The sequence below is a fragment of the Streptomyces sp. NBC_01260 genome, from assembly GCF_036226405.1.
Lineage (GTDB): Bacteria > Actinomycetota > Actinomycetes > Streptomycetales > Streptomycetaceae > Streptomyces > Streptomyces laculatispora.
Window position 1 is genome coordinate 2,299,531 of the sequence record NZ_CP108464.1, and the last position, 23,294, is coordinate 2,322,824.

20 protein-coding genes are annotated in these 23,294 nt (G+C 70.8%); 9 read left to right on the plus strand and 11 right to left on the minus strand.

Annotated features, from left to right (window positions below; all coding sequences use genetic code 11):
• Positions 1 to 90: 90 nt before the first annotated feature.
• The 4 genes from OG322_RS09785 to OG322_RS09800 all read right to left on the minus strand — a co-directional run bounded on the left by OG322_RS09785 (position 91) and on the right by OG322_RS09800 (position 3,428).
• Entirely contained in the window at positions 91 to 285 is a 195-nt protein-coding gene (locus OG322_RS09785) for a ferredoxin (protein ID WP_123461757.1), read from the minus strand.
• Between the two features lie 11 nt (positions 286 to 296).
• A complete protein-coding gene (locus OG322_RS09790) occupies positions 297 to 1,526 on the minus strand; it encodes a cytochrome P450 (protein WP_123461756.1) in 1,230 nt (409 codons plus the stop codon).
• Positions 1,527 to 1,581: 55 nt separating this feature from the next.
• Positions 1,582 to 2,445 carry a sugar phosphate isomerase/epimerase family protein gene (locus tag OG322_RS09795; RefSeq protein WP_123461755.1) on the minus strand — a complete coding sequence of 288 codons (864 nt, stop codon included), beginning with the start codon at positions 2,443 to 2,445 and terminating at the stop codon, positions 1,582 to 1,584.
• Positions 2,446 to 2,561: 116 nt separating this feature from the next.
• A complete protein-coding gene (locus OG322_RS09800) occupies positions 2,562 to 3,428 on the minus strand; it encodes an ACP S-malonyltransferase (protein WP_123462505.1) in 867 nt (288 codons plus the stop codon).
• Between the two features lie 608 nt (positions 3,429 to 4,036).
• Between OG322_RS09800 and OG322_RS09805 the strand changes: the two genes are divergently transcribed.
• From OG322_RS09805 to OG322_RS09820, 4 genes are all read left to right on the plus strand, one after another.
• Entirely contained in the window at positions 4,037 to 5,527 is a 1,491-nt protein-coding gene (locus OG322_RS09805; protein ID WP_443066591.1) for an acyl-CoA carboxylase subunit beta, read from the plus strand.
• A 21-nt stretch (positions 5,528 to 5,548) separates the two neighbouring features.
• Complete coding sequence (locus OG322_RS09810) at positions 5,549 to 5,782, plus strand: acyl-CoA carboxylase epsilon subunit (protein ID WP_266410906.1); 234 nt, start codon at positions 5,549 to 5,551, stop codon at positions 5,780 to 5,782.
• Positions 5,783 to 5,801: 19 nt separating this feature from the next.
• Positions 5,802 to 6,566 (plus strand): thioesterase II family protein, encoded by a 765-nt coding sequence (locus tag OG322_RS09815; protein ID WP_266410907.1) that lies wholly within the window; start codon positions 5,802 to 5,804, stop codon positions 6,564 to 6,566.
• Positions 6,567 to 6,952: 386 nt separating this feature from the next.
• Complete coding sequence (locus OG322_RS09820; protein WP_123461751.1) at positions 6,953 to 7,222, plus strand: PqqD family protein; 270 nt, start codon at positions 6,953 to 6,955, stop codon at positions 7,220 to 7,222.
• A gap of 96 nt (positions 7,223 to 7,318) precedes the next feature.
• Here OG322_RS09820 and OG322_RS09825 read toward each other — a convergent pair whose 3' ends face one another.
• A complete protein-coding gene (locus OG322_RS09825) occupies positions 7,319 to 7,933 on the minus strand; it encodes a TetR/AcrR family transcriptional regulator (RefSeq protein ID WP_123461750.1) in 615 nt (204 codons plus the stop codon).
• Positions 7,934 to 8,199: 266 nt separating this feature from the next.
• Between OG322_RS09825 and OG322_RS09830 the strand changes: the two genes are divergently transcribed.
• From OG322_RS09830 to OG322_RS09845, 4 genes are all read left to right on the plus strand, one after another.
• Positions 8,200 to 10,908 carry a helix-turn-helix transcriptional regulator gene (locus tag OG322_RS09830; protein ID WP_329306306.1) on the plus strand — a complete coding sequence of 903 codons (2,709 nt, stop codon included), beginning with the start codon at positions 8,200 to 8,202 and terminating at the stop codon, positions 10,906 to 10,908.
• Positions 10,909 to 10,968: 60 nt separating this feature from the next.
• Entirely contained in the window at positions 10,969 to 11,817 is an 849-nt protein-coding gene (locus OG322_RS09835; protein WP_124285073.1) for a metallophosphoesterase family protein, read from the plus strand.
• Positions 11,814 to 12,476 carry a 4'-phosphopantetheinyl transferase family protein gene (locus tag OG322_RS09840; RefSeq protein WP_266410908.1) on the plus strand — a complete coding sequence of 221 codons (663 nt, stop codon included), beginning with the start codon at positions 11,814 to 11,816 and terminating at the stop codon, positions 12,474 to 12,476. Before OG322_RS09835 ends, OG322_RS09840 begins: the two co-directional genes overlap by 4 nt.
• Positions 12,477 to 12,961: 485 nt before the next feature.
• Entirely contained in the window at positions 12,962 to 14,017 is a 1,056-nt protein-coding gene (locus OG322_RS09845; RefSeq protein ID WP_260146813.1) for a helix-turn-helix transcriptional regulator, read from the plus strand.
• Positions 14,018 to 14,239: 222 nt separating this feature from the next.
• On the opposite strand, the gene OG322_RS09850 is transcribed toward OG322_RS09845, so the two are convergent.
• Together OG322_RS09850 and OG322_RS09855 are read right to left on the minus strand one after the other, a co-directional pair.
• Positions 14,240 to 15,490 carry a L,D-transpeptidase gene (locus tag OG322_RS09850; RefSeq protein ID WP_164494404.1) on the minus strand — a complete coding sequence of 417 codons (1,251 nt, stop codon included), beginning with the start codon at positions 15,488 to 15,490 and terminating at the stop codon, positions 14,240 to 14,242.
• A 317-nt stretch (positions 15,491 to 15,807) separates the two neighbouring features.
• Positions 15,808 to 17,040 (minus strand): L,D-transpeptidase, encoded by a 1,233-nt coding sequence (locus OG322_RS09855; RefSeq protein WP_123461746.1) that lies wholly within the window; start codon positions 17,038 to 17,040, stop codon positions 15,808 to 15,810.
• Between the two features lie 155 nt (positions 17,041 to 17,195).
• On the opposite strand from OG322_RS09855, the gene glgX reads away from it, so the two are divergent.
• Positions 17,196 to 19,472, plus strand: a complete 2,277-nt coding sequence (gene glgX / locus OG322_RS09860) for a glycogen debranching protein GlgX (protein WP_443066538.1) — start codon at positions 17,196 to 17,198, stop codon at positions 19,470 to 19,472.
• 31 nt (positions 19,473 to 19,503) lie between these two features.
• Here glgX and OG322_RS09865 read toward each other — a convergent pair whose 3' ends face one another.
• Genes OG322_RS09865 through OG322_RS09880 form a run of 4 tightly spaced genes read right to left on the minus strand, consistent with a single transcriptional unit; the run spans position 19,504 to position 23,223 of the window.
• On the minus strand, positions 19,504 to 20,154 hold the full coding sequence (locus OG322_RS09865) for a response regulator (protein WP_266410910.1): 651 nt from the start codon (positions 20,152 to 20,154) through the stop codon (positions 19,504 to 19,506).
• A 36-nt stretch (positions 20,155 to 20,190) separates the two neighbouring features.
• Positions 20,191 to 21,462, minus strand: coding sequence for a sensor histidine kinase (locus tag OG322_RS09870; RefSeq protein WP_123461743.1), 1,272 nt, complete (start codon positions 21,460 to 21,462; stop codon positions 20,191 to 20,193).
• 32 nt (positions 21,463 to 21,494) lie between these two features.
• Positions 21,495 to 22,283, minus strand: a complete 789-nt coding sequence (locus OG322_RS09875; protein WP_124285070.1) for an ABC transporter permease — start codon at positions 22,281 to 22,283, stop codon at positions 21,495 to 21,497.
• A 1-nt stretch (position 22,284) separates the two neighbouring features.
• On the minus strand, positions 22,285 to 23,223 hold the full coding sequence (locus OG322_RS09880; RefSeq protein WP_124285069.1) for an ABC transporter ATP-binding protein: 939 nt from the start codon (positions 23,221 to 23,223) through the stop codon (positions 22,285 to 22,287).
• Positions 23,224 to 23,294: the final 71 nt, after the last annotated feature.

Sequence of the window (23,294 nt, forward strand, 5' to 3'; positions counted from 1 at the left end):
GGGTGGGGAGGCCCGGCGCGGCCGGGGCACGAACCTGATGAGAGGGGTGGGTTACGTGCCCCGGCGTCCGGGGGGGGGCAGGGCCCGTCCTCAGTCGGCGATGCTCAGCGCCGCGACCGGGCAGACGTTGACGGACTCCAGGACTTCCTCGCGGAGCCTGTCGTCGGGCGTCTCGATCAGCAGGACGACTTTGCCGTCCTCTTCGTCCTGGTCGAAGACCGCGGGCGAGGTGATCACACAGGAACCGGCAGCGACACAGCGCTCTTTGTCGACGATCACACGCATGGGAATCTCCTTTACCAGGTCACCGGCAGCTCGTGGACGCCGTCGATGAGGGCGTTGGCCTTGAAGGGCAGTTCGTCCAGGGCCGCGTCGAGACGCAGTCCGGGGATGCGCCGCAGCAGGGTCGTGAAGACGACCTCCAGCTGCATGCGGACGAGCATCTGGCCCGCGCACTGGTGGCGTCCGAAGCCGAACGCGACGTTGTGGCGTGCCTCACGGCGGGTCAGGTCCAGGGTGTTGGGGTCCTTGAAGACCGCCGGGTCGTGGTTGGAGGCGGAGAGCGAGCAGATGACGCCCTCGCCCTTGCGGATCAGCTGGCCGCCGATCTCGGCGTCCTCCAGCGCGACCCGGACGGTGCCGTGGTCGGAGATGCTGGAGTAGCGCGACAGCTCGTCGATGGCCTGGCCCGAGAGCTCGGGGTGCTCGCGGAGCCAGTCGGCCTGCTCGGGGTGCTGGAGGAGGACGAGGGCGCCGATGGAGATCCCGTTGACGGTGCTCTCGTGACCGGCCGCGATCATGGCCCTGACCAGGGCGCTGATGTCGGACGGTTCCAGCTCGTTCTTCTCCCCGTTGCGCTGGAGGAGGCTGCTGATCAGGTCGTCGCCGGGGTTCTTCTGCCGCTCGGCGATGAGCTCGTAGAGCAGCACCTCGACCTCGGCGTTGGCCGAGGCGTGCTCCTCGGCGCTGCCCTGGGTGACGAGGAGGGTGACCCAGCGGTGGAACAGGTCGCGCGACTCGTGCGGAACACCGGTCAGCTCGCACATGCCGATGGACGGCACGGGCATCGACAGCATGGAGACCAGGTCCACCGGGCCGCCCCGCTCCAGCATCGCGTCGATGCACTCGTCGACGATCTCCTGGGTGCGCGGCCGCATCGCCTCGACGCGCTTCACACTGAGCTCCGGCATCAGCATCATGCGGTGCGCGGTGTGCTCCGGCGGGTCCATGTGCAGCAGGGCGGGCTTGACCTTGCCGAGCAGTTCCATGGGGAAGGCGAACTGGAGCGGGTAGCCGGGGTCGGCCATGTTGGCGCTGAACCGGGGGTCGACCAGCATCTGCCGGACGTCCTCGTACCGGGTGAGGAGCCATGCCTCACGGCCGTTGAACCTGAGCTTGACCCGGGAGACCGGCTCGGTCTCCCGCAGGACCGCGTACTCCGGTGCGGGGTCCAGGGGGCAGCCGGTGCGCTCCAGGGGGAAGGCACGGGGCTGGGCGTGCGGGCATGCGTCGACGAGATCGGACATGGTTCCTTCTCCAGAGGTCTCTGCGCTCGGTGGGTACGGGGCGGCGATGGCCGGCTCAGCCACGGGCCTTCTCGAGGGAGGCGCGCACGGCGGCGGCGGTGCGGGCGATGTTCTCGCTGAGCGGCAGGGCGCGCAGGTCGGCGGAGAGGACCTCCACCGACGGGGTGAGGTCGACGCCCTTGGCGTCCAGCGTGTGCAGCAGCCCGGTGATGTCGTAGTCGCCCTCGCCCGGCAGCAGACGGCCGCTGAGGACTTCGTTCATGACGTCGGGGGACGGGGTGCTCGGGGCATCGGCGAACTCCACGGCCGCGATCTGCGCGCCCGTGAGCTGGTCGATCGAGCCGACGCCCGTCGGGTCGCGGAAGAGGTGCCACATGTCGACGAGCAGGCCGGCGTTGGGCCGGTCGGCGGCGACGATGATGTCGGAGGCGACCTGGTAGGTGAAGCCGGGCATCACGGCCATGGCTTCGAGGGAGATGTTCAGTCCGCGCGCGGCGGCCCGGTCGCACATCGCGCCGAAGCGCTCGGTGAGGACCTCGGTGGGGGGCATCTCCACACCGGGCGGGTAGACGGCACAGGACTTGACGGAGGGAATGCCGGCCAGCTCGGCCAGCTCGAAGAGGCGGGTCTCCGTCTCCAGGGCGGGCCCGCTCTCCTCCGGTCCGGCGCTCCAGCCGAAGTGGACCTCCAGCTCGTGCAGCCGGACCCCGTACTCGGAGAGCAGTCCGCGCAGCTTGTCCGCCGAGTGGTCGGACAGGAACGTCTCCAGCTCCTCGACGCTCATGCCCATCGAGACGCAGTTGTTCTCGGCCAGCGCCGCCAGCCGCTCCTCCAGCGTGTACCGCACCGGCTCCTGCCAGACCGACCCGGTCAGCTGCAGATAGGCGAATCCCAGGTCGGTCCTGGTCAGAAGGGTCATGGTGTACCTCTCGCTCGGAAGTCCGCGGCCGGTCCTGGTTCCGGTGGCAGGGACGCGGCGCCGGCCTGGGCGCGTCCCACCGGAGGTGCGTTGGGTCCGGGGCGGTCGGGCCGCGCTCAGGCGGCGAGGCTCCGGCGGACGGGCCGGAGCGCCGTCCTGGGGTCCACGGCGACGACGTCGAAGTTCCTGGTGGTGACGGGAACCCTGCCGAAGAGGCTGTCCGGGCCGGCGACGTAGAGCCTGCCGACGCCGTGGCGGCGCAGGGCGTCGACGACGACGGGCCAGCGGACCGGGCGGACGAAGCCGTCCAGCAGCATGGTGCGGACCTGGTCGCCGGTGGTCAGCAGGGTGCCGTCCTGGTCGGCGACGACCGGAATCCGCGGATCGTGGAAGGTCAGCGGGGCGAACAGTTCCTTCTCGGCCCGCTCGCGCAGCGGGGCGAAGACGCTCGCGTGCATGGGCGGACGCATCGTGTACAGCGGCAGACCGCCGACCGAACGCAGCCGCTTGCCCAGCCAGTCGAGGACGGGCGCGCGCAGCGACACCATGTGGAAGTCCTCGTCGACCTGGCAGGAGATCTCGTACCACTCGCCGCGCTCGTCGAGTTCGGCGAGCACCCGGTCCAGTTCCGGGCGCGGGACGCGGGTGAAGGAGTGGGTGACGACATCCTGGTGGTTCTCGGCGAACCAGGACTCCAGGAGCCTGGCCCAGCCGGCGGTCAGCCGGACCGCGTCGGCGAAGTCCAGGACGCCGGTGTGGGCCGCCGCGGTCTTGCCGCCGAAGCTGGGTCCGACGCAGAGCTCGGGTTCCGGGTCGAACCGGTCGTGCGCCCACGCGGCGAGGGCCAGGCAGTTGACGAGGAACGCGACCTGCGCGTATTCGCTGTAGTCGCCCTCGGCCTCGCGGTAGCGGTCGACGAGCGAGTAGCCGAGCGCGTCGTCGGCATCGGCGACCAGCCGGCGGGCCACCGGGTTGATCAGCATGAACTTGGCCGAGTCCTGGAAGCGCGTGGGGCTCATGCCGGGGAAGACCAGCGCAGCACCGGCGCGGAAGTCGTCTCTCATGGTGTTCCTGCCCTTCAGCACGTCGTCCCGGAGCGATCAGCCCGTCGGGCGCTTCGATTCCGAACCGGTCGGGACCCAGGCTGAGGTCTGCCCGCCGCCGCCAAAACCCCTAAGGTTGCGGGTCCCAATTCCGTTGACGCGCCGCGCTCGCACAGGCGCGGCGCCGTGCGGACCGGGCGGCGTAAAGGGACTTCGCTTCCACCCGGCGCTCCCCCGTAGAGCCCCTAAGGGTCGGGGGCCCGGCCGCGGGTGGGACGAGGCCTCGCGGACAGCCCTTAAGGGGGGTGCCGGACAACTTAGGGGAGGGCACGCGGCCGCGCCGGGTCTTCAATGAGGGACGGTTATCCGGATTCCGGCGCCGGTGGAGGAACCCGCCGCGCACCGTCGAGCCATGGATGGGTGGGACCATGACAGTGATTCAGGACGCCCCGTCGAACAGCGTGGGCGACAACTCCGCGGCGCCCCGGCCGGATCTGCGCTCGCTGGTGGACCAGGCGGCCGGGCTGAAGAGCGCGGCGCACGAGGGAATGGGTCCGCGCTCCACCGAACAGCAGCACGCCCGGGGCAAGCTGACGGCTCCGGAGCGACTGGAACTGCTCTTCGACGCGGGCACGTTCCAGGAGGTGGAGCCGCTGCGGCGGCACCGGTCCACGGGGTTCGGCCTGGAGCACCGGCGGCCGAGCGGGGACGGGGTGATCACCGGGTGGGGCCAGGTGCACGGCCGTACGGTGTTCGCGTACGCGCATGACTTCAGGGTCTTCGGCGGCTCGCTGGGCGAGGCGCACGCGCAGAAGATCCACAAGGTGATGGATCTGGCGCTCTCCACCGGCGCACCGCTGGTGGGGCTGAGCGACGGTGCCGGGGCACGCATCCAGGAGGGTGTGACGGCGCTCGCCGGGTACGGCGGGATCTTCCGCCGCAATGTGCGGGCGTCCGGGGTGATTCCCCAGATCAGTGTGATTCTCGGGCCGTGCGCGGGCGGTGCCACCTACTCGCCGGCGCTCACCGATTTCGTCTTCATGGTGCGGGACATCTCGCAGATGTACATCACCGGGCCCGACGTGGTCCAGGCCGTGACCAACGAGCGGGTGACGCACGAGCAGCTCGGTGGGGCCGAGGTGCACGCGACGGTCTCCGGCGCGGCCGGCTTCGTGTACGACGACGAGGCGGAGTGTCTGGAGGAGGTCAGGCACCTGCTCTCCCTGCTGCCCGCGAACAACCGCGAACTACCGCCCGAGGCACCGACCGACGACCCGGCGGACCGGCGGTGCGAGAGCCTGCTGAGCCTGGTGCCGCACCACGCCAACCAGTCGTACGACATGCGCGCGGTGATCCGGGAGATCGTCGACGACGAGGACTTCTTCGAGGTCCACGCGCAGTGGGCCACCAACATCATCTGCGCGCTGGCCCGGCTGGACGGCCACACGGTCGGCATCGTGGCGAACCAGCCCGCCTCGCAGGCCGGGGTGCTGGACATCCACGCCTCGGAGAAGGCGGCGCGGTTCGTCCAGACCTGCGACGCGTTCAGCATCCCCCTGGTCACGCTGGTCGACGTGCCGGGCTTCCTGCCCGGCACCGACCAGGAGCACCGGGGCATCATCCGGCACGGGGCGAAGCTGCTCTACGCCTACTGCGACGCGACCGTGCCCCGCGTCCAGGTCATCCTGCGCAAGGCGTACGGCGGTGCGTACATCGTGATGGACTCGCGGTCCATCGGCGCCGACCTGTCCTTCGCGTGGCCGACCAACGAGATCGCCGTGATGGGCGCGGAGGGCGCGGCGAACATCGTCTTCCGCCGGGAGATCGCTGCCGCGGCTGATCCCGCGGCGGCCCGTGAGCAGCGGATCAAGGAGTACCAGCAGGAGCTGATGCACCCCTACTACGCGGCGGAGCGGGGCCTGGTCGACGATGTGATCGATCCGGCCGAGACCCGTGCGGTGCTGGCGAGTTCCCTCGCGATGCTGCGGACCAAGGACGCACCGGTCCCGGCCCGGAAGCACGGCAACCCCCCGACCTGAGACCTGTGAGGAGTGACCCGTATGACCGCTCTCCGCCACGCCCCGACAGCCCGGCCCACCGGCCCGGACCGCACCGGACCTGCGCTGCGTTTCCTCGGCGGCGCACCGTCCACCGAGGAGATCGCCGCGGTGACCGCCGCGCTGCTGAGCCTGCGCCGCGCCCCGGCGACCGGTCCGGACGCCCCTCCCGACGCCGCACCCCGGTGGAGCGCACCGCTGCACTACCGGCCGCCCGGCAGCTGGGCGGCACGATGAGAAAGGACGTGGAGCACTGATGACGGACGACTCCCGGGAGACCGGACCCTGGATCCGGCGTTTCCATCCGGCACCCGAGGCGCGCGCCCGCCTGGTCTGCTTCCCGCACGCGGGCGGATCGGCCACCTACTACTTCCCGGTGTCGCGTGCGCTGTCCCCGGCGGTCGACGTGCTCGCGATCCAGTACCCGGGGCGCCAGGACCGCAGGAACGAGCCCTGCGTCGAGGACATCGAGGAGCTGGCCGGCCTCGTCGTCGAGGAGCTGCGCCCCTGGGGGGACGTGCCCCTGACCCTGTTCGGTCACAGCATGGGGGCCACGCTCGCGTTCGAGGTGGCCCGCAGGCTGGAGGCCGCGGGGACACCGCCGGACACGCTCTTCGCCTCCGGCCGCCGGGCGCCCTCCCGGGTGCGCGAGGAGACCGTGCACCTGGCGGACGACGACCGTCTCATCGCCGACATCAGCCAGCTGAGCGGGACCGATTCCGCGGTGCTGGCCGATCCCGAGATCCTGCGGATGATCCTCCCGGCGGTCCGCAGCGACTACAAGGCCGCGGAGACCTACCGCTACCGGCCGGGACCGCCGCTCGGCCTGGACGTCGTGGCGCTCGCCGGTGACGACGATCCGCAGGTGACCGTCGACGAGGCGGCGTCGTGGCGCGAGCACACCACGGCGTCGTTCGAGCTGAAGGTGTTCCCCGGTGGGCACTTCTTCCTGGACTCCCACGTGGCTCCGGTCCTCGATCTGATCCGCGCGCGCATGAGGGGGCCGGCGGTGGGATCGTGAGCCGCCGGGGGCGACGGGCTGCCCGGCCCGCGCGCCCGGTCGCCCGCGTGTGAGTGCCGTACGGGGACGCCCGGACCGGCGTCCGCCTCGGGAAACCCCCTGCCGCATGCCCCGGAGCCACCTCCGGGGCATGTGTGTTTCATGCCCCGTCCAATGCAATCCGGACAGAGTTGCGCTTCCCTCACCAGAATCTAGACGACCGTACTAGACTAACGTCTATCGCGGCATCGGGCAGTCTGCCCTCAAGAGCCGATGTGCGAGGCAGTCCCGGTCGGCGCCCGTGAGCGCACCGGCCTGACAGACATCCCATCCCGCCCCGCGTACACGGTCACGCCTCCTTCCCATGGTTGGCCGTCACCGACCGGCTATCGACTACGGAGGCCAGAGTGCCGGTACGACCAGAGCACGGCGTCACCTCACGCGTCACCGAGGACGGGTGCCTCGAATTCCTCACCGCTACGGACGGCGCCAGTTACCGGTGCAGCCCCGTCGCCGCGGCCATGTGGATCGCGCTGCGCCAGCACAACGGCCAACTCGGCCCGGCGGCCGAGATGCTGGCCGAGCTGTGGTGCACGGACCCGGAGAACACCCGTACCGACATGGACATCTGGGTGAGCGAGCTGCGCGACGCCGGCCTGGTCCGCGACGAGCCCTGAGGGGCGGAGGCGCGGCGCCCGCCCTTCTTCCGGGCGCCCGATCGCCCCCTCGAACCCCTCTCGCGTCCCGTTCGAGCAGCCTCGGCCACGCCTCTTTCAGGCGACCGGGCCCGAGCCGGCGGCGGCACCCTGGTGCAGCACCAGAATGGCCCGCATCGCCTCGGCCAGATCACGCCCGGAGGGCGCGGTCTCCGGCGAGAACAGCCACAGCGACATCACCCCGTTGAGCAGCGCGGCGTAGAACCGGCCGAGGGTGTCCGCCATCTGCTCGTCGACCTCGCTCTCGTCCACGCCGTGAAAGAGCGCCACCAGCGCCGACCAGCCGAACGGCTGTGCCCTGGAGAGCCCTTCGCGCATCTGGGGCAGGTTCTCCGCGTGCACGGCGACCTCCACGCTCAGCGCCCACAGGGGTTTGCGCTCCGGGAAGATCTCGACGATGCGGTTCCAGACCATCTCGAATCGCTCGATCGTCGAGGAGGCGGATTCGAGGTCGGCCCCGATCGCGGTGCCCGGCCCGAACTCGTCCGCCCACTCCTGCATCGCCTGGACATACGCCTGCACCAGCAGGGCGTCCTTGGACCCGTAGTGGTAGCCGATGGACGCCAGAGCGGTTCCGGATGCCGCCACGATGTCGCGCGCACTCGTACGGGCGAACCCCTTCTCCAGCAGACAGCGCTTCGCACCTTCCAGAAGATCTTCACGGTGACCCACAGCACCACCCTTGCCTCGAAGTCGTCGGGGCATCTTAGACCGACCGAACTCCCCCAGAACCGACAAGCGTTGGACCGTGACCGCCGAACGCTCCACCGCCTCCCGAGCGTGCAGCTTGTGGCCACTAGAGGATGCGTCGAGCGTGCGCCACACTCTTAGGCGTGTGGCGTACGCACACGCGTTCCATATACGCCACACGCGTTCCAATGAGGCATTTTCCCAATGCCGGGACAAGTCAATCTGCTGCGTGGCGTTCGGGGGACAGAGTGGAATTTGCCGAAAGAGAGCCGGAAGTCCAGGCGTTGCGCACCGCACTCGATGAGTGCCGGAACGGCGCGGCACGCATCGTCCTCATCGAGGGAGCCGCCGGATGCGGCAAGAGTGAGCTCATCGACACCCTCGCCGACTGGACCGAAACCGGCGACGAGCTGACGCTGCGGGCGTTCTGCTCACCGACCGAACGGGAGCTGCCGCTCGGCCTGATGCGACAGCTGACCGAGGACGCACCGGCCGGCGCGCTCCCCGAGGTCTCCACCGCACCGGACGGCCAGCCGCAGGTCAGCGCGATGCGGAAGTTCCAGACAGCGCTGGAGCGGCTGAGCGCCACCACCGTGCTGATCATCACCGTCGATGACGTGCACCACGCGGACAGCGCGTCCCTGCGGTATCTCCAGCACATCGTCCGGCACTGCCGCTCCACCAGGATGCTGCTGGCGCTCACGACCCCCCTCCACCAGGACGGCCAGGACGCCGCCTTCGGTACGGAGCTGCTGCGCAGCCGCAACGTGCGACGCATCCGGCTGCGGCGGCTGAGCCCCGAGGGATGCCGACGCGTCGCGGCCGGCTCCCACGGCACCACCCCGCGCGAGGCGCTCTCCGGCGAGCTGCACGCGATCAGCGGGGGCAACCCGCTGCTGCTGCGCGCGCTCCTGGAGGAGTACCGCTCCGCCCCGACCGGCACCGACGCCTTCCGCCCCGAGCAGGGCGGGCTGTTCGGGCAGGCCGTCCTGACCTGTCTGCGGCACAGCGGGCCGCACATGCTGGACCTCGGCGCGGCGCTCGCCGTGCTGGGCGACGCCTACACACCGGAACGGGCCGGCAGGCTCCTGGGCGTCCCGGCCTTCGCCGCCGCGCAGTCGGTCGCCTCGCTGTCCGCCTCCGGGATTCTCAACGGCCACCGCTTCCCGCACCCGCACACCGAGACGGCGATCCTGGATCAGGTGCCGGCCGGTGTGCTGGCCGGCCTGCAGCTGCGTACCGCCGAACTCCTGCACCTGGAGGGCGAATCCGTCACCCGGGTCGCCGGGCACCTGCTCGCCGCCACCCGGCTGGGCGGATCGCTCACCGCCGTACCCTGGGCCGTTGACGTGCTGCGGGAGGCCACCGAGGACCTGCTGGCCCGCGGCGACTCCGTCCGTGCCACGAAGGCGCTCGAACTCGCCCACGAACTGAGCCGCGACGAACAGCAGCGGGCCGACATCAAGACCCGGCTCGCGGCCGTCACCTGGCGGGTCAACCCGGGCCGGGCGGAGAAGCACCTGTCCGCCCCGCTCGCCGTGCTCCGGTCCGGCCGGCTGGCCGCCGAGCGCCTGGCACCGCTGGCCGAACTCCTCACCTCCCAGGGCCGGATCGCCGAGGCGGCCGAGGTGATGTCCATGATCCTCAGCGATACCGCGGCGAGCGGCGCCGGGGACCACGCGGGGACCGGATACGGACCCCGCCCGGCCGAGACGGCGGGCACTTCCGGTGTCCGGGCCGAGACTCCGCGAGAACCCGGCGGGGGAAGACCCGCGGCCGATGCCGAGAACAGTGCCGAGACCACGGCCGCCGAACGCTTCCTGCGCACGACCGTCCTCACCGACGAGACGCTGGAACCGGTCATGCGCGCCCTGCGGTCCCTCTCCTACTTCGGTCAGCCCGAACGGGCCGCCGCCTGCTGCCGCGAGCTGATCGCCGAGGCCGAGCGGCAGAAGGCCCCCGCCTGGCAGGCCCTGTTCTCCTCGGCGCTCGCGGCGGTACTGCTGCGCCTGAGCGATCTGCACGCCGCCGAGGAGTACGCGCGCCGGGCGCTGGACTGCCTGCCCGAGCAGAGCAGCAGCGCGTTCATCGGCAGCCCGACGGCCACCCTGATCCGGGCCCGCACCCTCATGGGGGACCACGCGGCGGTCGCCCGGCAGCTCCACCAGCCCGTCGCGGACACGCTGTTCAAGAGCACCCACGGTCTCGCCTACTTGCGCGCCCGCGGCCTCTATCTGATGGCGACGCATCAACTCCACGCCGCACTGGGCGACTTCCTGGAAGCGGGGCGGCTCGCCAAGAGCTGGGGCGTGGACCGGCCGGCCATCCTGCCCTGGCGCACGGACGCGGCCGACGCGCTGTTCCGGCTCGGTGAGACGCAGCGGGCCAAGGCGCTCGTGGAGCAGCAGTTCGCCGACCCGGACGCGCGCAGGCCGTGGGTACGCGGTATCAGCCTGCGTCTACGCGCGGTGACCTCGGATCCTCGCCAGCAACTCGCCCTGCTGAACCAGTCGGTCGACGAGCTGAGCCGCTCCGGCGACCGGGTGGAGCTGGCCCGTTCACTCGCCGCGCTGGGCCGTTCGCTGCGGGCGGTCTCCGAGCCCGCACGGGCGGACGCGGTGATCCGCAGGGCCTGGAACCTGGCCCGGGAGTGCGGTGCTGAGTCGCTGCGCGAGGAGATCTGCCCGGAACTCGGCCCGGAGGACGGGATGCACCGGCGTGGCGCCCCGGAGGAGTACCGTTCCGATGCCGACACGAAGCTGAGCGACTCCGAGCGCCGGGTGGCCACCCTCGCGGCGAGCGGCTACACCAACCGCGAGATCTCCCTGAAGCTGCACATCACCGTCAGCACCGTCGAGCAGCACCTCACCCGCGTCTACCGCAAGCTCAACATCACGCGCCGGCAGGACCTGCCGGTGGACCTGCACCTCGCGGTCTCCACGGCCGAAGCCGTCTGATCGGGGCTTCCGGGCCCGGTGTGGACCGCGACCCGGCACGGACTGGAAGGACTGGCCTCGGTGACCCAAGGAAGGCTGCTCGCACTCAGCGACCAGCACGTCGCCCATGAGGAGAACCGGCGCATCACGGAGTCGCTCCGGCCGGATTCCGACGACGACTGGCTGCTCGTCGCCGGGGATGTCGGCGAAAAGTTCGAGGACATCGCCTGGGCGCTGAAACTCCTCGCGGAGCGCTTCGCCCAGGTCGTCTGGGCCCCTGGCAACCACGAGTTGTGGACCCACCCCGCCGACCCCGTCACGCTGCGCGGCGCCGCCCGCTACGAGGCCCTGGTCGAGCTGTGCCGAGGCCTGGGCGTACTGACCCCCGAGGACCCGTACCCGGTCTGGCACGGCGGGGAGGCACCCGTCACGATCGCCCCCCTGTTCGTCCTGTACGACTACTCCTTCCTCGCCCCCGGGACCCGCACCAAGGAGGAATCCCTGCGCGTGGCCCACGAATCGGGGGTGGTGTGCACCGACGAGTTCCTGCTTCACCCCGATCCGTACCCGTCGCGGGACGCCTGGTGCCGGGCCCGGGTCGCCCTCACGCAGGAGCGGCTCGCGGCCGTCGACCCCGGGCACGGCACGGTCCTGGTCAACCACTATCCGCTGGTTCGGGACCCGACGCGGGTCCTGCGCCACCCCGAGTTCGCCCAGTGGTGCGGCACCGAGCTGACCGCCGACTGGCACCGGCGCTTCCGCGCGGTCGCCGCCGTCTACGGCCACCTCCACATCCCCCGGGTCACCTGGTACGACGGGGTCCGCTTCGAGGAGGTGTCGATCGGATACCCGAGGGAGTGGCGTTCCCGGCCGGCCCGCTCCCCGCTGCGCCAGATCCTGCCTCGGCCCACATCGGAGCACGCGGCATGATCGAGGCCATACTTCCCCCGGAGGTGGCCGCCGTGGGCGTGTTCGGCGATCTGTCGCCCCGGGAGGACTGCGGGCTCTTCCCGGCGGAGACGGCAGTGATCGCCCGGTCGGTGGCGCGCCGCCGCGCCGAGTTCACCACCGTACGGCTGTGCGCGCGGCGCGCGATGGACGAACTCGGTCTGCCGCCGGCGCCCCTGCTGCCCGGGAAGCGGGGCGCGGTCAGCTGGCCGGACGGCGTGACCGGCAGCATGACCCACTGCGCCGGCTACCGCGCGGCGGCGGTCGCCCGCACCGGGGCCGTCGCGTCACTGGGCATCGACGCGGAACCGAATCGGCCACTGCCCGACGGCGTGCTGGAGGTCGTCTCCCTGCCGGGCGAGCGAGCCGGGCTCGCCGCACTCGCCCGGCGACGCCCGGAGGTGTGCGGGGACCGGCTGCTGTTCAGCGCCAAGGAGTCGGTGTTCAAGACCTGGTATCCGCTGACCCGGCGCGAACTCGACTTCACGGAGGCGGAACTCGACTTCGACCCGGCGGGCACCTTCTCGGCGCGGCTGCTGGTGCCGGGCCCCGAGGTGGCCGGGCGACGTCACGACACGTTCTGCGGGCGCTGGTCGGTGGGGCGCGGCTTCGTCGTGACCGCGATCGCCCTGTCCGCGTGAAGTGAACGGCCGGTCCGCGCACTGCCGCGTTCCGTCCGCACTTCCGCGGCGCGCGGCTGGCCGCACGGTGGAAACAGGGAAAACCTTCAACTAACCGCTTCCCTGCATACGGCAAACCCAAACGGTGTCACGACCCGAACGCAAGTAAAGGGACGGTAAATGAAATGCATTAATTGAGTAAATAATGTTCGATGCGCAACCCCCTCGGTTACGCTCATGATCGACCCAGCCCGCCCCGATTGCCCTTACAGGCAATTCGACATGAGGGGAATTTTTCCTGACTCGGCACCGCCGAGGCAACTCCCCGAACACTGCTGTTTCAATTCCCAACAAGCTTTCCGAAATTTTCCGCACCGCCCCTCTCCACCGCACAGCCTTACCCTCGGATCACTCGTGAGCGAATTCACGCTCCATTTCTCTTCACGAAATCCAGATACCCTAGAGTCGAAGCCCACCGACCTGCGGGCACAAGGGGGGAGCAGCGAATGCCGGCAGCCAGAGGCTCCCACTCGCTTGGGGAATTCACACCACAGGACCGCGGCGCATCGACGCATCGGTTCAGCGGGGACGAGACCCGGTTCGAGCGCGAGGCCGTCGCCGAGGGTCTGAGCCTGAGTCCCGAGCAGTCGATCGGCGCGGAGCGGGTGCTGCGGCTCCTGGGCCTGATCCGGTCGGCTGCCGCCGCGGGCGAACTCATCGCCCCGGTGGACGCGGAGGAGGCGGGGGCGTTGCTGGCACGGGCGCTCGGAGCTCAGCTGCGCGAACGTGAGCTGCGCGAACGTCACACGGACGGCGAAACCGGTGACCTCGCGGAGAACGGGCCGGACCGGGCGGGTCCGCCCTCCGCCGCTCCTCCCCCGGCGTGCGATCCCGCCGACGCCGCGGCCTTTCACACGCTGATCAACGAGATGAGCACCCACTGCCGGGAGGAACTCCTCCTCGTCCTGCCCAGTGGCGCCCGCCCCTGCCAGGCCTTTCCGACCGCCCGGACCATCGCCCTGGATCTGCTCGCCCGCGGGGTGCGGGCCCGGCTGATCTACCAGCACGCCATCCGCGGCGACCTGGTCACCCGGGCCCTGGTGCGGGAGCTCACCCAGCACGGGGCCGAGGTCAGGACCAGCGCGGAACTGATCGATCCGCTCGTCGCCTTCGACCGCGAAGCGCTCGTTCTCCCCCACTCCACGGACTCCTCCCGGGGGGCCGGCGTGACATCGGCGGCCGCGGTGCGGGACCCGGCCGTGGTCGCGTTCGCCTGCGCCGCTTTCGAGAACCTGTGGAACACCGCGAGCCCACTCATTCCCGACGCGAAGAACACCACGCACACAATCGATGACCTCAAGAAGTCAATAGTGCGTCTTCTCGCAATGGGCCACAAGGACGAAATGGTGGCCCGCCGGCTCGGCATATCGGTCCGGACGTGCCGTCGCCATATCGCTGAAATCATGGATGAACAGGGAGCTCTCAGCCGCTTTCAGGCCGGTGTTCATCTGACCCGGGCAGGCCTGGTCGACGATCCCTTTCCACCGCCGGGAGAGCCGTGACAGAAAAAGAGCCCGACCTGTCGGACAATCCCCGGGCCGCGGAAGGGCCCCCGCACTCGGCATACGTGCCCGGAACATCACCCGCATAACGAACCGGACCGTTACGCACGTACCGAATACGTGCCGAAATACCGCCCCGTGCCGCTCCGCTCCGCCTGTGACAACGGCGGCCCCCGGGACCACAGTGTGGTCCCGGGGGCCGCCGTCAGTCACGGATCAGGGCTACTTGGTCCACTCCGACCAGTCCATGTTCCAGCCGTTGAGGCCGTTGTCCGGCTGGATCGTCTTGTCGTGGGAGTTCTTCACGACCACGACGTCGCCGATGAGCGAGTTGTTGAAGAACCAGGCCGCCGGGGTGCCCGGGTCGCCGCCGCCGCGGGCGTCCATCATGCCGACGCAGCCGTGGCTGGTGTTGCTGGAGCCGAAGACGCCCGAACCGCCCCAGTAGTTGCCGTGGATGAAGGTGCCCGACGTGGACAGGCGCATCGCGTGCGGCACGTCCTTGATGTCGTACTCACCACCGAAGCCGACGGTGTCACCGTTCATCCGGGTCACCCGGAGCTTCTCGCTGATGACCATCCGGCCGTTGTACGTGGTGGTGGCCGGGGCGCCCGCGGAGATCGCGATGTCCTTGACCTGCTTGCCGTCGCGGACGACCTTCATCCGGTGCGAGCTCGCGTCCACGGTGCTGATCTGCCGGCGGCCGATGGTGAACGACACCGTCTTGACCTGCTTGCCGTAGACCCCCGGGCGTCCCTCGACGCCGTCGAGGTTGAGCTTCACGGTCACCTTGGTGCCCGCGGCCCAGTAGTCCTGCGGCCGGAAGTCCAGGCGGTCGTTGCCGAACCAGTGGCCCTCGACCTCGACGGCCGGCTCGGCCGTCACCTTGATGGCCTTCTCGACGGACTCCGGGTCGGTGATGCCGCGGGTGAAGTGGATCGAGACGGGCATGCCGACGCCGACCGTGGCACCGTCCTCCGGGGTGTACTGCCCGATGAAGGTGTTCTGCGGGACCAGCGTGGTGAAGGCGGTGTCCTTCGCCGACTCACGGCCCTTCTCGTCCTTGGCCACGGCGTGGACCTTGTACTTGGTCGCCGAGGCCAGATGCTGGTCCGGCTCCCAGCTGGCGCCGTCCGCCGCGATCTTGCCCTCGACCTCGGCACCCTTGGCGTCGGAGACCTTGACCGTGGAGAGCTTCCCCTGTTCGGCCGAGATCTTCAGCGCCCCGCTGGTGGCGACGGAGTCGGCACCGTCCTTCGGGGCGACCTTCACCACCGCCTGCGAGGCACTGGTGTCGCCGGTCTTCGCACCGCCCGCCCCGCCCTTGCTCCCGCCCTCGGTGTCTTCCCCGCCGCATGCCGTCACCAGCAGCAACAGCGCGCCCAGCACCAGAGCCAGCAGTCCGGTGGCTCCACGTCCACGCCGCCCGCTGTTCGCCCCGGCCAATGTCCCCGATATCGGCTGCCCGTTCAATGTGGTCGTCTCCCCTCGCACGGCCTGGCCCCGCCAAGGCCCTGGGAGCTCACAGGCTCCCGCCCCCGCGCGCTGCATATGCGCGCTCAGCGAAAGATAATCACACCGACTGCGGGCAGATCTCCCCCGGAATGTCACCGTTCCGTCCCAACTCGTTCAGGACTTCGCCTGGTCGCGGGCGGTACCGGCGCCGGGGGGCTGTACCGGCAGGGGGCAAACGCGGCGGACGGCGCGGCCGCACCGGCCGCGCCGTCCGTACGGCTGCGGGAGTGACGGCTCCGGGAGACCCCGGGTGTCCATGCGGGGGCCGAGGCGTGTCAGCGCACGGCGGAACCCGCCTTCCACTGGGTCCAGTTCAGATTCCAGCCGCCCAGCCCGTTGTCCGGGGCGACCATCTTGTCCTTGGAGTTGACGACCTCGACGACATCCCCGACGAGCGTCCGGTCGAAGAACCAGCCGGCCGGGGTGGACCCGCTGCCGCCCTGCTCGTCGCGGAGCCCGATGCAGCCGTGGCTGACGTTGGTCGAGCCGAAGACGTCGTCGTCGGACCAGTAGTTGCCGTGCAGGAAGGTGCCGGACTCGGTGAGCCGGATGGCGTGCGGGACGTCCTTGATGTCGTACTCGCCACCGAAGCCGACGGTCCGCCCGTCCATCCGGGTCACCTCGTGCATCTCGCTGACCACCATCTTGCCGTTGTACGTGGTCGTCGTCGGCGAACCCGCCGTGATCGGGACCGTGGAGACGAGCCGCCCGTCTCGGCGCACCTCCATGGTGTGCGCGGCCGAGTCCACCAGGGACGTCTGCTCCCGGCCCACCGTGAACCTGATGGTCTTGTGCTGGGTGCCGTACACCTGCGGCGCCCCCTCCACATCGCGCAGCCCCACCTCGACGGTGACCTTCGTGCCGGGCTCCCAGTAGGCGGCCGGGCGGAAGTCCAGCCGGTCCGCGCCGAACCAGTGCCCGGCCACCTCGACCGGCGGATCACTGGTCACCCGGATGGCCCGCTGCACCGCCGCGCGGTGGGTGATCGGACGGTTGAACTCGAAGGAGACGATCATGCCGGTGCCGACCGTGGACCGGTTCTCCGGCTTGAAGTGGCCGTTGAAGCGGTGTTCGGGTACCACCGTGGTGAAGGTGGTGTGGCGGGCCGAGCGGTGCCCCGCGCCGTCCAGGGCCACCGCGTCGACGCTGTACTTGGCGGCGAGCCCGAGCCGGCCCGCCGCTCCCTGCGGAGTCCAGGAGAGGCCGTCCTTCGCGATCAGGCCCCTCACCTCCTGCCTCTGCGCGTCCTCGATCCGGGTCACCTTGACGCTCTCCAGCCGCCCGTCCGGGACCTTCACCTCGACCTTGCTGTCCGGTCCTACGTCCTCGGCCCTGTCCTGCGGGGTGATCCGGATCGCCTCCTGCGGCGACCGGGCCTTCCCGCCGATGACCGGGCCCCCGCCCGAGCAGCCGGTCAGAACAGCCAGTACGGCCAGTACGGCGAGCAGTCCCGACCGTGTCAGCACGGTGACCGGGCTCGCGTCTGCCTTCTTCGCTACGTGGTTCACGTCCCCCCCAACGACCGGGGCCCGTCGGGGGAAACGTGAGTGCGGGTCCACTCGTGGGCAGAACAGAGGGGACGACCACACTCGGGGAGCCGCGGCCGGGACGCCGCGTGCTCCCTTTCGGTGCCGGTCCCCCACGAGCCGCGGGAGGCGAGCAGGTGTCGAGCGCAGCCGAGCAGGAGGCAGTGCCGAAGACGTTTCCGGGACCGGCCGGACAACCGGTGGAACGGCCGGCCACCGCGCCGGCCGGCCCCGTACAGATGCCCGCCGTCGGGCACGGGCGGCGGCCGCCCACCGTGTGGCCCGGTACGCCGATGCCGCTCGGAGCCCGCTTCCGGGTGGGGCCCGACGGGATGGCGGGCACCAATTTCGCGCTCTGGGCAGGCGGTGCGGAGGCCGTGGAGCTCTGTCTCTTCGAGGAGGACGGCACCGAGACCCGGCTGCCGCTGACCGAGCTGACCCACGAGATCTGGCACGGCTTCGTGCCCGGCGTACGGGCCGGGCAGCGCTACGGCTACCGGGTGCACGGCCGCTGGGACCCGTGGACGGGCGCCCGCTGGAACGCGGCGAAGCTGCTCCTCGATCCGTACGCACGTGCGGTGGACGGTTCCTTCACCCTTCCGGCCGAGGTGTACGGCCATGTGAGGGACTGGCCCCAGCAGCAGGTCGCCGACACCGTGCGCGACGAACGGGACTCCGCCCCGTACGTCCCCAAGGGGGTGGTCGTCCACGATGACGACGACTGGGCCGAGGACCGGCGGCCCAAGACCCCCTGGGCCGACACCGTCATCTACGAACTGCACGTCCGCGGCTTCACCAAGCTCCACCCGGGCATCCCCGAGGAGCTGCGGGGCACCTACGCCGGACTCGCGCACCCCGCGGCCATCGGCCATCTGAAGCGCCTCGGGGTGACGGCCGTGGAGCTGCTGCCGGTGCATCAGTTCGCCCACGAGGACCATCTGCTCCGGCGCGGGCTGCACAACTACTGGGGCTACAACTCGATCGGCTACTTCGCCCCGCACGCCGGCTACTGCGCGAGCGGCACCGCGGGCCAACAGGTCGGCGAGTTCAAGCGGATGGTCCGCGCCCTGCACGACGCCGGGATCGAGGTGATCCTCGACGTGGTCTACAACCACACGGCGGAGGCGGGCGAGCTCGGCCCGATGCTGTCGCTGCGCGGCATCGACAACCGCGGCTACTACCGGCTCCAGTCCGACGCCCGCAGATACGCGGACTACACCGGGTGCGGCAACACCCTGCACGTGGTGCAGCCGAACGTCCTGCGGCTGATCACCGACTCCCTGCGGTACTGGGTCACCGAGATGGGCGTCGACGGCTTCCGCTTCGACCTGGCGGCGGCGCTCGCCCGCTCGATGCACGACGTCGACATGCTCTCCCCGTTCCTCGCGGTGATCGCCCAGGACCCGGTGCTGCGCCGGGTGAAACTGATCGCGGAGCCCTGGGACGTCGGCAACGGCGGCTACCAGGTCGGTGCCTTCCCGCCGCTGTGGACCGAGTGGAACGACCGCTACCGGGACGCCGTACGGGACTTCTGGCGCGGCGCGCTGCCCGACGTACGCGATCTCGGCTACCGGCTGACCGGATCGAGCGATCTGTACGCGTGGGGCGGCCGCCGCCCGTACGCCTCGGTCAACTTCGTCACCGCGCACGACGGCTTCACCCTGCGCGACCTGGTGAGCTACGAGCAGAAGCACAACGAGGCCAACGGCGAGGGCAACCGCGACGGCACCTCGGACAACCGGTCCTGGAACTGCGGCGCCGAGGGCGAGAGTGACGACGCCCAGGTCAACGCGCTGCGCCGCCGTCAGCTGCGCAACCTGCTCACCACCCTGCTGCTGTCGACCGGGGTGCCGATGCTGGTCGCGGGCGACGAGATGGGCCGCACCCAGGGCGGCAACAACAACGCGTACTGCCAGGACAACGAGGTCGGCTGGCTGGACTGGTCGCTGCTGGAGCAGCCGCAGTGGCGGGAGCTGACCGAGCTGACGGCCCGGGTGCTGACGCTGCGCCACACCCATCCGGTGCTGCGCCGACGGGCGTTCTTCTCCGGCCGGGCGCAGGCCCCGGACGGGCTGCGGGACCTGGCGTGGTTCACCCGGCAGGGGGCCGAGATGACGGAGGAGGACTGGTACGCACCCGCCGCGACGATCGGGCTCTATCTCTCCGGACGCGATATCCCGGGCCGGGACGCCCGGGGCGAGCCGGTGACCGACGACAGCTTCCTGGCCGTGCTGCACGCCGGTGACCGCCCGGCGGACTTCCGGCTGCCGGGGCCGCCGTGGGCACAGTCGTACGAGCTGGTCCTGGACACCGCACGGGAGGACCAGTCCACCGCGCCGGGCACGGTCCACCGGGGCGACACCGGCCTCACCGTGCCCGCGAGATCGGTGCTGCTGCTGCGGGTACGGGAGTGAGCCGCCCGGTCCGAGTTCGTCCGGCAGCCGCTCAGCCCAGGATGCCGCGGTCGTACGCCACGGCGACGGCGGCCGCGCGGTCCTTGGCGCCCAGCTTGACGAAGACATGGGTGAGATGGGTCTTCACCGTGGCCTCACTGATGAACAGCACGGCGGCGATCTCCCGGTTCGACGTCCCCTTGGCGACGAGTTCGAGCACTTCGCGCTCCCGCGCGGAGAGCGTCTCGCTGCCGGACGGGACGGGTGCGCGCACCCGCGAGATGAGCCGGGAGGCGATGGCGGGCGACAGGACGGTACGGCCGTCGGCGGCGGCGCGCACCGCGGTGAACAGTTCCTCGCGCGGCGCGTCCTTGAGCAGGTACCCGGTCGCACCGGCCTCGATCGCGGGCAGGGTGTCGGAGTCGGTGTCGTACGTGGTGAGGACCAGGACCCTGGAGCGGGCGCCGAGCCGGGTCAGTTCCGTGATCGCCGCCACCCCGCCGCCGCCGGGCATCCGGAGGTCCATCAGAACGACGTCGGGATCGAGCCGGACGGCCATCTCGACACCCTCGACACCGTCCGCCGCCTCGCCGAGCACCCGGAACTCCGCCGCCGAATCGAACATGCCCCGCAGCCCGTTCCGTACGACGGGGTGGTCGTCGACGACGATGAGCGTGATGACGCGTGCGGGTTCCTCAGCCATAGCGGCCCACCGTACTGTGCCCGCGGCGGTGCCGTCTCAGTCGTCGCGGACCAGCGGGACCCGGGCGCAGACCGCGGTGCCGAGGCCGGGTCCGGTCTCCACCTCGACCGTGCCCGCGATGCGTTCGGCGCGCGCCCGCATACCGCCGAGCCCGAATCCGCCGGCGCCCCGGTACGACGGCAGCGCGGCCGGGTCGAAGCCGCGGCCGTCGTCCCGCACGTCGAGGGTGATCTCGTCGCCCATGTAGGACAGCGTGACGCCGGCCCGGGAGGCGGCGGCATGGCGGCCGGCGTTGGCGAGTGCCTCCTCGGCGATCCGGAGCAGGGTGGCGCCGACCTCGTCGTGCAGCGGCTCGGCCGTGCCGGTGACGGTGAACCCGGCTCGGACGCCGGTCCGTTGCGACCAGATGGCGACCGTCTTCTTGAGGGCGCCCGGAAGGTCGTCGTGCTCCAGCGCGGCCGGCAGCAGGTTGTGCACCGAGCGGCGTGCCTCGCCCAGGCTGTGCCGGGCGAGGTCGGTGGCCCGCACGAGGTGTTCCCCGGCCAGCTCCGGATCGGTGACGGCGGCGGCGGTGACGGCCTGGAGCTGGGCGATGATGCCGGTCAGCCCCTGGGCGATGGTGTCGTGGATCTCGGCGGCCATCCGCCGCCGCTCGTCGGCCACCCCGGCCTCGCGGGCCTGGAGCAGGAGTTGGGCGTGCAGTCCGGCGTTCTCCGCCATGGCCTGTTCGAGGCGCGCGTTGGCGGTCTCCAGCTCGGTGATGGTGTCGGACTGGGTACGGGCCTGCTCGGCCTCCCGGTTGCCGATCTGCGCGAAGACCATGGTGAGGGTCCCGTGCAGGGCGAAGAGGATGACGAAGGCGATCCAGTTCATGAGGCTGACGGGCGGCAGGCCACTGCCGGACTGCGAGCCCGCCATGATGACGGCGGTGGCCAGCAGCCCGGCCCGGGTGGCCCGTTGGGGAAGCAGCCGGGCGGCGTCGAAGTAGCCGAGCGTCGCGAAGATGGCGAAGAAGGGGTTGCACCAGGTCAGCCCGAAGGCGAGGAGCGTGCGGACGACGAAGTAGAACTGCGGCGTCCGGCCGGACGCGGTCCGTACCCGTCCCCACCAGAGCTGGAGCACGAGCGCCACCGAGACGAGAACCACGATCGCGTACACGTCCCGGCGCGACATGATCAGGTCGCCGGTGGTGGCCGAGATCGCGGTGGCCAGGGCGAGCAGTCCGTACGGTCCGTACCGGAAGAACCGCTCCCACCACTGCTCGGCCGTCGCCACCCGGATCACGGCTTCCCTCTCCCCCGCGCTCATGGCCGCAGTCTCCCCCGGATCGGTCGAGGTCGTCACTCCCACCGGAACCTGCGGACCGCGACCCCCGCCGCCAGTACGGTCCACAGCGCCACCGCGCCGAGGTACGCCCAGCTCGGCCAGCCACCGGACGCGGCCCGGTCCAGCGCCTGGGAGGCGGCGCCGAACGGGGTGACCTCGACGATGCGGCGCAGGGTGTCGGGCATGGTCTGCACCGGCACCCAGACACCCGCGGTGAACATCGTCACGAAGAAGACGACCGAGCCGATGGCGGCCGAGATCTTGATGGTGCGGGAGATCGCGCAGACCAGCGCGCCCAGGGCCAGCACGCAGGCGACGGCGAGCAGCAGCGCCAGCAGATAGCCGAAGGGCTGTCCGGGCAGCCGCACCTGGAAGGCGATCCGGCCGACCGCCAGCACCAGCAGGGCGGAGCCGAGTGCCGCGGCGCCGTGCAGGACGATCTGCGCACCGAGCAGGGCGGCGGGCCGTACGGGGGTGGTGGACATGCGGCGCAGGATGCCGCGTTCGCGGTAGCCGGTCAGTACGGGCGGCATCGCCTGCAGACCGGCCATGATCATGGCGAGCAGCACGGCCACGGGGACGTACAGGTCGATGACGCGCCGGCCGCCGAGTGCGTCGTCGTGCTCCCGGAAGGACGGGATCAGTCCCAGGATCGTCATCAGTACGGTCGGGAAGACGAGGATCCAGAACAGGCTGCCGGGTTCGCGCAGGAAGAGCCTGGTCTCGGACCTGAGGACCGCGAGGGAAGCGCCCGCCGGGGCGGTGCGGGGCCCGTGGCCGGTGACGGAGTTCGCTGTGGCCATCTCAGACTGCCCGTTCTGTGAGTGCGTCCCGCTCGGCGGGGCCGGGGTGCTCGGTGAGGTCGAGGAAGGCGTCGTCCAGGCTGGCTTCGGCGACGCGCAGCTGGTGCGCGGTGATGCGGAGCCGGGCCAGCAGCGAGATCACGGCGTTGACGGTCTCGTCGTTGCCGTTGATGACGATGCGGCCGTTGCGGCTCTCGCACGAGGCCGCGCCGGGCAGCCGCGCCAGTTCGGTGTCGTCGAGCGGCTGCGAGGGCGTGAAGGAGATGACCGTGGAGCTGCCCGCCCTGGCGATCAGCCCGGACGGGGTGTCGAGGGCGACGACCCTGCCCTTGTCGATCACGGCGATCCGGTCGCAGAGCCGCTGGGCCTCCTCCATGAAGTGCGTGACGAGCAGGACCGTGACACCGCTCTCCCGTACCTCCTCGATCAGCTGCCAGGTGTCGCGCCGGGCGCGCGGATCGAGCCCGGTGGTCAGCTCGTCGAGGACCACGACCCGGGGGTTGCCGACGAGTGCGAGTGCGATGGACAGCCGCTGCTTCTGACCGCCGGAGAGTTGGCCGAACCGGGTGGTGAGCTTGGTGTGCAGGCCGAGCCGCTCGGCCTGCGACCGCCAGTCGGCGGGGTTCGGGTAGAACGCGCTGTACAGCTCAAGAGCCTCGCCCACCGTGATCTTGGGCTGGAGTTCGCTCTCCTGGAGCTGGGCGCCGAGCAGCAGCGTCACCCGGTCATGGTCGGCGACGGGGTCGAGCCCGGCGACCCGGACCGTGCCGGAGTCGGGGACCCGCAGTCCCTCGACGCATTCGACGGTGGTGGTCTTGCCCGCACCGTTGGGGCCGAGGATCCCGAAGATCTCCCCCTCGTCGACGGCGAAGCTCACCCCGTCCACCGCGGGGCGTCCGGCGTACGCCTTGTGCACCCCGTCCACTTCGATGATTGCCATGTCCACGAGCATCCCGGCGCCGGCCCGCGCGCGGCATCCGCCATCGCGCTCGAATCGGCATCAGCCGATCG